This window comes from Bergeriella denitrificans NBRC 102155, from assembly GCF_001592185.1.
Lineage (GTDB): Bacteria > Pseudomonadota > Gammaproteobacteria > Burkholderiales > Neisseriaceae > Neisseria > Neisseria denitrificans.
Map to the genome: position 1 here is coordinate 1 of NZ_BCWL01000060.1, position 10222 is coordinate 10222.

Annotated in this window: 12 protein-coding genes; 7 read left to right on the forward strand and 5 right to left on the reverse strand. The window is 55.9% G+C overall.

The genetic code is table 11. The features are described 5' to 3' along the window. Positions 1–75 precede the first annotated feature (75 nt). Positions 76–1227: a lipid-A-disaccharide synthase gene (gene lpxB, locus BDE01S_RS04980; protein ID WP_066078116.1), complete on the forward strand. Its 1152-nt coding sequence runs from the start codon at positions 76–78 to the stop codon at positions 1225–1227. A gap of 3 nt (positions 1228–1230) precedes the next feature. On the opposite strand, the gene BDE01S_RS04985 is transcribed toward lpxB, so the two are convergent. Beyond that, positions 1231–1641, reverse strand: a complete 411-nt coding sequence (locus BDE01S_RS04985) for an Aca2/YdiL-like domain-containing protein (protein ID WP_066078119.1) — start codon at positions 1639–1641, stop codon at positions 1231–1233. A 239-nt stretch (positions 1642–1880) separates the two neighbouring features. On the opposite strand from BDE01S_RS04985, the gene rnhB reads away from it, so the two are divergent. From rnhB to BDE01S_RS05000, 3 genes are all read left to right on the forward strand, one after another. Next, positions 1881–2471 carry a ribonuclease HII gene (rnhB, locus tag BDE01S_RS04990; RefSeq protein ID WP_066078120.1) on the forward strand — a complete coding sequence of 197 codons (591 nt, stop codon included), beginning with the start codon at positions 1881–1883 and terminating at the stop codon, positions 2469–2471. A gap of 153 nt (positions 2472–2624) precedes the next feature. Continuing rightward, entirely contained in the window at positions 2625–3725 is a 1101-nt protein-coding gene (locus tag BDE01S_RS04995) for an ABC transporter substrate-binding protein (protein WP_066078123.1), read from the forward strand. Positions 3726–3804: 79 nt separating this feature from the next. After that, positions 3805–4515, forward strand: coding sequence for a glutathione S-transferase family protein (locus BDE01S_RS05000; protein ID WP_066078126.1), 711 nt, complete (start codon positions 3805–3807; stop codon positions 4513–4515). Positions 4516–4596: 81 nt separating this feature from the next. On the opposite strand, the gene BDE01S_RS05005 is transcribed toward BDE01S_RS05000, so the two are convergent. Together BDE01S_RS05005 and BDE01S_RS05010 are read right to left on the reverse strand one after the other, a co-directional pair. Continuing rightward, positions 4597–4890 carry a DUF1330 domain-containing protein gene (locus tag BDE01S_RS05005; RefSeq protein WP_066078131.1) on the reverse strand — a complete coding sequence of 98 codons (294 nt, stop codon included), beginning with the start codon at positions 4888–4890 and terminating at the stop codon, positions 4597–4599. An 82-nt stretch (positions 4891–4972) separates the two neighbouring features. Further along, positions 4973–5746 carry a ParA family protein gene (locus tag BDE01S_RS05010; RefSeq protein WP_066078132.1) on the reverse strand — a complete coding sequence of 258 codons (774 nt, stop codon included), beginning with the start codon at positions 5744–5746 and terminating at the stop codon, positions 4973–4975. Between the two features lie 294 nt (positions 5747–6040). Between BDE01S_RS05010 and BDE01S_RS05015 the strand changes: the two genes are divergently transcribed. The 3 genes from BDE01S_RS05015 to BDE01S_RS05025 all read left to right on the forward strand — a co-directional run bounded on the left by BDE01S_RS05015 (position 6041) and on the right by BDE01S_RS05025 (position 7225). Continuing rightward, a complete protein-coding gene (locus tag BDE01S_RS05015; protein ID WP_066078135.1) occupies positions 6041–6289 on the forward strand; it encodes a GlsB/YeaQ/YmgE family stress response membrane protein in 249 nt (82 codons plus the stop codon). A 60-nt stretch (positions 6290–6349) separates the two neighbouring features. Continuing rightward, positions 6350–6856, forward strand: coding sequence for a protein disulfide oxidoreductase (locus BDE01S_RS05020; protein WP_066078138.1), 507 nt, complete (start codon positions 6350–6352; stop codon positions 6854–6856). Between the two features lie 162 nt (positions 6857–7018). Then, positions 7019–7225 (forward strand): YMGG-like glycine zipper-containing protein, encoded by a 207-nt coding sequence (locus BDE01S_RS05025; RefSeq protein WP_066078141.1) that lies wholly within the window; start codon positions 7019–7021, stop codon positions 7223–7225. A gap of 66 nt (positions 7226–7291) precedes the next feature. On the opposite strand, the gene waaA is transcribed toward BDE01S_RS05025, so the two are convergent. Together waaA and BDE01S_RS05035 are read right to left on the reverse strand one after the other, a co-directional pair. Further along, positions 7292–8575: a lipid IV(A) 3-deoxy-D-manno-octulosonic acid transferase gene (gene waaA / locus BDE01S_RS05030; RefSeq protein ID WP_066078143.1), complete on the reverse strand. Its 1284-nt coding sequence runs from the start codon at positions 8573–8575 to the stop codon at positions 7292–7294. A 160-nt stretch (positions 8576–8735) separates the two neighbouring features. After that, positions 8736–9929, reverse strand: coding sequence for an FUSC family protein (locus BDE01S_RS05035; protein ID WP_066078146.1), 1194 nt, complete (start codon positions 9927–9929; stop codon positions 8736–8738). Between the last annotated feature and the right edge of the window lie 293 nt (positions 9930–10222).

The window sequence follows — 10222 nt, forward strand, 5'->3', positions numbered from 1 at the left end:
AAATTCAGTTCTCCGACTATACAGAACGACACAACGATAAACCGGGGCACGCCCCGCCCTACACCCTCTCCGCTTATGACCCAACCCCTGACCATCGCCATCTGCGTCGGCGAAGCCTCCGGCGATTTGCTGGGCGCGCATTTAATCCGTGCCATCAAAGCGCGCCGCCCCGATGCCGTGTTTACCGGCATCGGCGGCGAGCGCATGAAAGCCGAGGGCTTCAACAGCCTCTACGATCAAGAAAAACTGGCCGTGCGCGGCTTTACCGAAGTGGTGCGCCGCCTGCCCGAAATCCTGAAAATCCGCAAAGGCATCATCCGCGATTTAACGCAGCTGCGCCCGGATGTGTTCATCGGCATCGACGCGCCCGATTTCAATCTGGGCGTGGCCGAAAAGCTCAAAAAAGCCGGCATTCCCACCATCCATTACGTCAGCCCCTCGGTGTGGGCGTGGCGCATGGAGCGCGTCCACACTATCGTGCATCAGGTCAACCGCGTTTTGTGCCTGTTTCCGATGGAGCCGCAGCTGTATATCGATGCGGGCGGCAAGGCGGAGTTTGTCGGTCACCCGATGGCGCAGACCATGCCGCTGAACGACGACAGGGCCGCCGCGCGCGCCAAGCTCGGCATCGACCCGCCCGACGCGCTGTTTGCCATTCTGCCCGGCAGCCAAATCCGCGAAGTCGATAATATGGCACCCGTCTTTTTTCAGACGGCCTTGCTGCTGCTGAAACAGTATCCGCAGGCGCAATTTATCCTGCCCACCGCCACCGAAGCCACGCGCGCGCGCATCAGCGCAATTTTGGCACGCCCCGAATTTGCCGGGCTGCCCGTTACGCTGGTGCATAAGCAAGCCGACACCGTCTGCACCGCCGCCGATGTGGTGATGGTCACCAGCGGCACGGCCACGCTGGAAGTGGCCTTGTGCAAGCGGCCGATGGTCATCAGCTATAAAATTTCGGCGCTCACTTACGCTTATGTGAAACGCAAAGTCAAAGTGCAACACGTCGGCCTGCCCAATATCCTGCTGGGCAAATCCGCCGTGCCCGAGCTGCTGCAACACGATGCCACGCCCGAAAAACTCGCCGCCGCAGTCAGCCACTGGTACGAACACCCCGAGGCCGTCGCCGCGCTGAAACAGGATTTCCGCGAGTTGCATTTATTGTTGAAAAAAGACACCGCAGCGCTGGCAGCGCAGGCGGTGTTGGAAGAGGCCAAGGCCGTCTGAAAATTAGTCACTTAATTGTGATTTCCAGTTTGAAAAGTGCTTCAATGCAGTCTGATTATAGGTACCTAGGAATCTCGTTTTATGTACGTATGGTCGCAGGGATTGTTTATCAATAGCCAGTGATTTGACTATATATTCATCATTCCCAATAGTGTCACATGCTAGAAAATTTCTAGAACCAACAACATCTAAGGGGATTTCGGATAAACCAGTTTTTTGAATAATAACGACAACATCATTGCTACTATTATCATGATATAAGTCTATTTTTTTGAGAAGCAACTCTTCTTTTGCAGGGGGAATTTTTTGCTTTCCAGATTCCCATAGCTCCCAAGTTCGGCGAGTGACATGTAAAAGTTGCCCAGCCTCAGTAGTAGTGAGGCCCAAGAGAGTACGGAGATTAAATAAATTCATATAAATATCCTTTTAATCTAAATCTAATTTAAATTCATGAGCGAAATATTTTCACAATTGCGAAAATATAACAAAATGCGTAGTTACTATCCAGTGTGTTTTAGTTATATTTTGTAAAGGTGGTGGCGATGTATAGATTTCAGACGGCATTCACTGTCACTGATGGCCGTTATGATTCCACCCCAACCTGCCCAAGCCGTCTAAAACGCCTTTTTAACCCCTTTCCCCCTTATCCCACCATGACCCCATACCTCACCGCCGGCGTCGATGAAGCCGGGCGTGGGCCGCTGGTCGGCAGCGTGTTTGCCGCCGCCGTTATACTGCCCGAAAATTACGACCTGCCCGGCCTGACCGATTCCAAAAAACTCAGCGAAAAAAAACGCGACCTGCTCGCCGCGATGATTAAAAAGCAGGCCGTTGCCTGGTGCATCGCCGCCGCCGACCCGCAGGAAATCGCCGAACTGAATATCCTGCACGCCACCATGCTGGCCATGACCCGCGCCGTGCAGGGCTTGGCGGTTGCACCGCACAAAGTATGGATAGACGGCAACCGCGTGCCGAAAGATTTGGGCATCCCCACCGAAGCCGTAGTCAAAGGCGACAGCAAAATCATCGAAATTTCCGCCGCCTCCGTGCTCGCCAAAACCGCGCGCGATGCCGAAATGTATGCACTGGCAGAACGTTATCCGCAATACGGTTTCGAAAAACACAAAGGCTACGGCACGGCGCAGCATCTGGCCGCGCTGCAGCAATACGGCGTGCTGCCCGAACACCGCCGCGATTTCGCCCCCGTGAAGCATTTATTGGCGCAGGGGCGGTTGTTTGAATAAAAACAGGCCGTCTGAAAAATCATGATTTTCAGACGGCCTGTTTCCTATTTATTAATATTACCTTTCTCAATTCAATATTGTTTCACATTTAAGAAAACAATAAAATAACTTCCATCTACTCAGGGCTGCCGCCCGCATCACAAAGGAAAAAACATGAAAGCAAACAAAACCCTGGCCGCATTCGGCATCGCCGCGCTGGCCGCCGCCGCGCAAGTACAGGCCGTCGGCGTGGAAACGCAGAGCATGGACCAACTCTACCGCGCCGCATTGAAAGAAGGTGGTCGGCTGGTGGTGTATGCCGGCGGCGACACCCCCGAACAGCAAAACGGCATCAAAGCCGCATTTGAAAAACGTTTCCCCGGCATGACGCTGGACACCGTCGTCGATTACAGCAAAGTGCACGACGCCCGCATCGATTGGCAGCTCACCAATAAAAACGTCGTCGCCGACGTCGTACAGCTGCAAACCCTGCAAGACTTCCCGCGCTGGAAATCCGAAGGCGTTTTGCTGAAATACAAGCCCATAGGCTGGGACAAAGTCTATAAAGAGTTCAAAGACCAAGACGGCGCGTGGACGGGCGTATTTGTCGACGCATTCAGCAACGTTTCCAACCAAAGCGCCTTGGGCGGCGTGAAAGCACCGCGCGAAGCCAACGACTACCTCAATCCCGCCCTCAAAGGCAAAATCATTTCCACCTACCCCAACGACGACGACGCGGTTTTATTCTGGTACAAGCAAACCATTGACCGCCACGGCTGGAGCTGGCTGGAAAACCTGATGAAACAGCAGCCGCATTTCGTGCGCGGCACACAAGCACCGGCCGATGAAGTAGAGTCCGGCAAATACGCCGCCACCTTCAGCACCGACGGCATGCTGAAACCCGACGCTTCCGCCGCCTCACGCTTTATCCTGCCTGAAAAAGACGGCTTCGTCGCCTGGGCACAGCGCGCCGCGATTTTGAAAGACGCCCAACACCCCGCCGCCGCCAAACTCTACCTGAGCTGGCTGCTGGATAAAGATACGCAGCAAAATGTTTGGTATATGTGGCCGGTACGCACCGACGTCGCCCCGCCGGCCGGTTACAAACACATCTGGCAATACCCCAACGCCAACCTGAAAGAGTTTGAACGCTTTATGGCCGACCGCGACGGCGCAGAACGCTTCCGCGCCCAAGTCGCCCTGTATGTCGGCGACGTGCAAGGCGAATCGTCTGCGGGCGTATTGGGTTTCACACCGGTGAAAGCCCTGCGCTAATCCGAAATATGCGGAAAGGCCGTCTGAAAAACACACTGCGTATTTTCAGACGGCCTTTTATAAACGGAAAGGAACTAAAATGTTGAAACTCTATACCGCCAGCGGCTACCCGACCGCCCACGGCAATGTACGCAGCACTTCCGCGTTTTCATGGAAAGCCGAAGCCCTGCTGATTTTGGCAGGTTTGCCGTTTGAGCGCGAATATGTCACCAATATCGCCAATATGCCCAAAGGCAAAATCCCCGTTTTGGACGACAACGGCGTGATTATCCCCGACAGCAGCCACATCCAACGCTATCTGACCGAAAAATACGGCTTTGATTTGGACGCACACTTGAGCCGCGAGCAAAAAGCCGTCGGCGAAGCATTCCGCCGTTTGGCCGAAGAGCATTTGCACTGGGTCAACAACTACGCTTTTTTCATCGACCCCGCCGGCAAAGACTGGGTGATGAAATCCATGCTCGGCGGCCTGCCGCAGGAAGAAGCCGATGGCTTTTACCAATTTTTGTTCGATAAACTCACCGGCCAGCTCCACGCGCAAGGCTTGGGACGGCACAGCCGTGAAGAAATCTACGATTTCGGCAGGGCCGATGTCGATGCGGTTAAAGACTATTTGGGCGACAAAGACTTTCTGTTCGGCAGCGAAATCAGCTCGGCAGATTTATCGGTTGCCACCATCATCTCCGTATTGCTGTGGTCGGATATCGACACGCCGCTGTCGCAATACGCCCGCAGCCAAGCCAATTTAACGGCTTACGCGAAACGCTTTGACGAGAAAGTATTCAGGTAGCCTATTGGGCTGTAAAAAAGCCGTCTGAAAAACACGCTGTGCGTTTTTCAGACGGCTTTTTTATCATCATGCAGGCAAACCTTATCCTGCCAAACCTTCCACCAATACCGCGCGCCCCACGGTCGCGTTGATACGGATATCGCGGTAAGGCGCGTATTCCGGGCCGTTGTACCACGCGCGGGCGGTGGCCATATCGGGGAATTTGATGACCACCGAACCGTCGGCAGGTGCGCCTTCCAGCGCTTCGATGGCATCGTTGAACACCAGCATTTCGCCGTTGTAGTTCGCCAGCGAAGGCGCGACCAGTTGCAGATAGCGGTCGTATTCCGCCTGGTCGAGCATTTGGTCGCGCAGGAAAATAGCGTAAGCAGACATGGGGGTTCCTTTTTGAAAATATTACAGGGAAAGGCCGTCTGAAAAACAGACGGCCTTTGGTGTACGGTTTAAACCAAGCCGATTAAGCCTTGCCCACCCGCTGCAGCAGCTCTTCGGCCAGCGCCAGATAAGCACGCGAGCCTTTGGCGTTGGCATCATAAGCCAGCGCGGGCATACCGTGGCTCGGCGCTTCGGCCAGGCGGATATTGCGCGGGATGACGGTATCGAACATCAGCTCGCCGAAATGCTGCGCCAGCTGCTCGCTGACTTCCGCCACCAGGCGGCTGCGGCTGTCGAACATGGTACGCACAATGCCGGTCACTTCCAGTTTCGGGTTGATGGCCTGGCGGATTTTACGCACGGTTGCCACCAAATCGGAAATGCCTTCGAGCGCGTAATATTCGCACAGCATCGGCACAATCACGCCGTTGGCCGCCACCAGCCCGTTGAGCGTCAGCAGCGTCAGCGACGGCGGGCAGTCGATTAATACGAAATCATAATCGTCGGCCACCGCCTGCAGCGCGTTTTTCAGGCGCACTTCGCGGGCGATTTCCTGCACCAGCTCGATTTCCGCCCCCGCCAGCGCGCGGTTGGCACCCAGCACATCGTAGCCGCCCTCTTCGCTGCGTACGGCGGCGGAGCGGATGTCGGCTTCGCCCAAGACGACTTGGTACACGCCGTTTTCAATGCTGGCTTTGTCGATGCCGCTGCCCGTTGTGGCATTGCCCTGCGGGTCGAGGTCAACCACCAAAACGCGCTGCCCGCGCTTGGCCAGCGAGGCGGCAAGGTTGACGGTGGTGGTGGTTTTACCGACGCCGCCTTTCTGGTTGGCGACGGCAAGAATGGTTACGCTCATAATATGGCCGGTCAAGTAATTTTGCTTGGCTGGAATTGTACCGTTATTTGCGCCAAATGGGTAGAAAGGGCGTGCGCTTTGCCGATTTAGCGTCCTGCCTTATACGCCAAGCATTTAAAAACTATCGTTTGCGATGCTTACATAAAGTTTCTTAATTTATGAAAAATCATGCAAGCATCACAGACCTGCGCCTGTTTACTCGGTATCATGATACCCCAAATCTCAGATACCCCCATACCGTATCACAATGGCGCTCGGGCGGTATCGCGCACAACATCAGAAGAAAGGAAAAACATGAGCTGGTTAGGTACGATTATTGTCGGTTTTGTCGTTGGCGTTTTGGCCAAAATCCTGCATCCGGGCAACGACAACCTGGGCTTTATTATGACGACGCTGCTGGGTATTGCCGGTGCGGCGCTGGCCGGTTTTGTCGGTCAATCCGCGGGCTGGTACCAAGTCGGCCAACCTGCCGGCTGGATTGCCTCCACCATCGCGGCCGTGGTGATTTTGGCCGTCTATACGCGCATCGTGAAAAAACGTTGATAAGCATTGATTAAACAGGCCGGAAACGGCCTGTTTTGTTTTTCCCGCAAGCAACCGACCATGAAGACTTTACGCACTTATTTGTGGCACTTTTTACAGGCTTTGGCTTTATTCGCCGTTATTTCCTTTGCTGTTGACCGGTGGCGCGCACCGGTTCAGCCTGATTGGCCGACGGCGCAGCCCCTGCAAACTTTGGCGCAGCAAAGCGTTTCGCTAGACGAAATCAGCCGCCGGCAAACCGCTGTCTTGTATTTCTGGGGCAGCTGGTGCGGCATCTGCCGCTACACTTCGCCCGATGTCGAAAAGCTGCATCAGGCGGGCATTCCCGTATTGGGTGTGGCCCTGCGCTCGGGCAGCGATGCGGACGTGGCCGCCTATATGCGGCAGCACGGTCTGACCTTCCCCAATGTCAACGATGCCGACGGCAACCTGTCGCGCCAATGGCAAATCGCGGTCACGCCCACGGTGGTGTTGCTGAAAAACGGCCGCATGGTGCATCACACCACGGGCTTCGGCAGCTACTGGGGCCTGCGCCTGCGGATTTGGCTGGCCGATGCCTTTGCCTGACGCGTGAAAGCATGGCCGGGCAGCACAAGGTTTTCGCAGTTTAAACAGTCTTTACCTATGGGCAGAGATTATTAAACTCAATTCATGCCATACTGCTGCAACATTAATAGACGGCGATAGCTGTCCATCCAAGCTTAATTTTTGATAAATGGAGACCAAACCATGAAACCCATGCTGACCAAAACCATCGCCTTGCTGGCCGTTGCCGCTTCCTTGAGCGCGTGTGCGGGCATGAGCCAATCCCAACGCAATACCGCCGTCGGCGCTGTGGTCGGCGGTGTAGCGGGCAACCTGCTCGGCAACGATACCGCGTCCACTTTGGGCGGCGCGGCTTTGGGCGGCGTCATCGGCAGTCAAGTCAACCGCTGATTGGTGCTGTACGCCAAAAGGCCGTCTGAATTATGAAATTCAGACGGCCTTTTGTTTGAAAACCGCTTATCCGCGTCCGACATCCGACCCGATACGGCCGACCGCCTTTGCAATCTCATCCGCCATACGCCCGCTTGCCCCGCGGTGCGCCGAAATAAAGGCCTCCGAACGCTGCGCGAAACCCTGCCGGACGGCATCGTCCCGCAGACACCGTTCCGCCTCCCGCAGCCAATTTTCCGCGTCCGCCACCTGCCGCGCCGCGCCGGCTTCGACCGCCAGCGCACAGGCAGCGGCAAAATTATAAGTGGAATATCCGAACAAAGTCGGCACGCCGCAGGCAATCGGCTCGATAATGTTTTGGCAGCCCGTATCGACCAAACTTCCGCCGACAAAAGCCACATCCGCGCTCAAATAATAGGCAAACAACTCGCCCATGCTGTCGCCTATCCAAACTTGGGTTTCAGGCAAAACCGATCCGTTGTCGCTGCGCTTTTGCACGCGGAAACCCAATGCCCCCGCCGTATCGAAGGCCGTCTGAAAACGCTCCGGATGGCGCGGCACCACCACCAGCAACGCATCGCCCCGATAGCCGCGCCAAGCCTCCAACAGCATTTCCGCCTCGTCCGCCCCCTTGTAAACACGCGTGCTGGCGCACAACACCACCGGCCTGCTGCCGATGCGTTCGCGAAATGCCGCCGCCAGCGCACGCATATTATCGGGCGGCGCAATATCGTATTTGGTATTGCCGCACACATGCACGTTGGACGCCCCGATCAAATGCAGCCGCTCCGCATCCGCCGCCGTTTGCGCGAAACAGCCGCTCAAAGTCTGCATGGCCGGCTCGACCAAACTGCGGATTTTCAAATACCCGCGCTGCGATTTTTCCGACAAACGCGCATTGGCCAAAAACAGCGGCACACCCTCGTCACGGCAGCCCTGCATCAAGTTCGGCCAAATTTCCGTTTCCATCAGAATACCGAAACGCGGCCGGTGCGCGCGCAGAAACTGCGCCACCCACTCCGGCCTGTCATACGGCAGATAACGGCACTGCGCATCGGGAAACAGAGATTCCGCCGCCGCCCGCCCCGTCGGCGTCATTTGCGTCAGCAGCAGCGGCGCATCGGGAAAATAACGGCGCAACGCATCAACCAAAGGCTTGGCCGCCCGCGTTTCCCCCACCGAAACCGCATGAATCCAAACCGGCCGCTGCACCGGATAGGGGAAAACCCCGCCGAAACGCTCGTTCCAATTTTCCAGATAAGCAGGAGATTTTCGGGCGCGCTTTTTCAAATAGCGGCGGATAAACAGCGGCGCGACGTACCAGAGCAGGGAGTAAAAGCGGCGGATCATGAGTTTGGCCCAGACAAAAGGAAGGGTTATTTTAGCGGATTTCGACAGAATACAGACAGGCCGTCTGAAAAATCCAGTATGCCGGAATTTTCAGACGGCCTGACGGCAGACTGCACCGGCTTGGTTTAAAACCAGGCTGGAGACAAGCCGCGCCCCATATTCAAGCAGCCTCTTCCTCCCGCGCATCGGCCTTATTGCCCAGCAAATGCTCGCGCAGACGCAAACGCTCGTAGCCGTCCAGCCATTTGCGGCGGGTGCGCTGCAACAGCACCACCAGCGCAGCCACCTCGTCGCGCGCATTAGCACCGACCCAGACAAACCCCTGCCATTCAAACGGCAAGCGTGCAGCAACCCTGCCCAATTCAGGATTCAGCGAAGTATCGATACGGATACGGCGGGCATAATGCCCCTTAATCAAGCGTACCGTCAGGCGCAGTTCGCGCTGGAGCTGCGAGAAATGGCGGTCGAGCAGCTTCATTTCCGCTTCGCTGATTTTCGGCTTCGGCAACTTGGCGGCGGTGGTCAGCAAAAGCTCGGTACTGTTGACGATTTTGCGGTGCGCGTGCTGCATCGCCTCCATCGTACCCTTGGCGATATGGCTCTCCCCCGCCACGGCATCAAGATGGCTGCGGCTTTTGACCAAGCGCGAATTAATCTGCTTCATGCGCGCGCGGTTTTGCTCGTAGCGTTCGGCACTCATGCGCTTGCCGTTGCCGATTTCGGCAATCAGGCGGCTGCATTCGTGCAAATTGTCGGCCAGCATAAAACGCCACATCAGCGTCGAACGCAACGGCATCAGCTTGGCCGCGCCGATGGCGATGGCCGCGCCCAGCAAGACATTAAACGCACGAATCAGCCCGCTGTCGAGCCAATCCGTGCGGTTATCGCCGATGAGCATACACATCGTCAGCCCCGCCAGCATAGGAATATAACCGTTTTTGCCCACCGCCGCCCAACCCGCCGCCGCACTCAGCAAACCGACCAGCAGGTAAAACAGCACACCGTTGTCAAAATAATGCTGGTTCAGCCACAACACCGACAGGCCGACCAGCAGGCCGATTACCGTGCCCAACATCCGCTCGACCGCTTTGGCGTAAATCGCACCCTGAAACTGCAACATCCCCAACACGATAAACACCGTCATCCCGATCCACTCGCCGTGATCCAATTGCGGCACCCGCGCCAGCAAGGTCGCAAACAACACCGCCAAACCGAGGCGCACAGCGTGAATCAGGCGGCGGTGGCGGTAGCGTTCGTAAGAATTGAGCCAACGCTCAGCAAAATGCGCCCGCTCCCGGTTGACAATCTGAAACGACAGCAGGAATGCCGGAAATTTGAATTTGGATAAACGCATCGGAGTCCAATCCGCATGAAACGACATACTAATAATCGGATACAGATTTTACTACGACTCAACCGGCCTTGCCGTACTATCGCACTGCTGTCCGGAATAAATTTTGAAGGCCGTCTGAAAACCCGAAAGACTGATATTTTCAGCATTTCCAGCTTCATTCGGACTCGAAACCAGCAATATTTGAGCTGCTGCCATCTGCTCCCTCCCCTGCGCCTGGCGCGGGGGAGGGTTGGGGTGGGGGTGATGTTTCGCAGAAACATAAAAATCTGCTGAAACTCAAGCAGAATGTATAG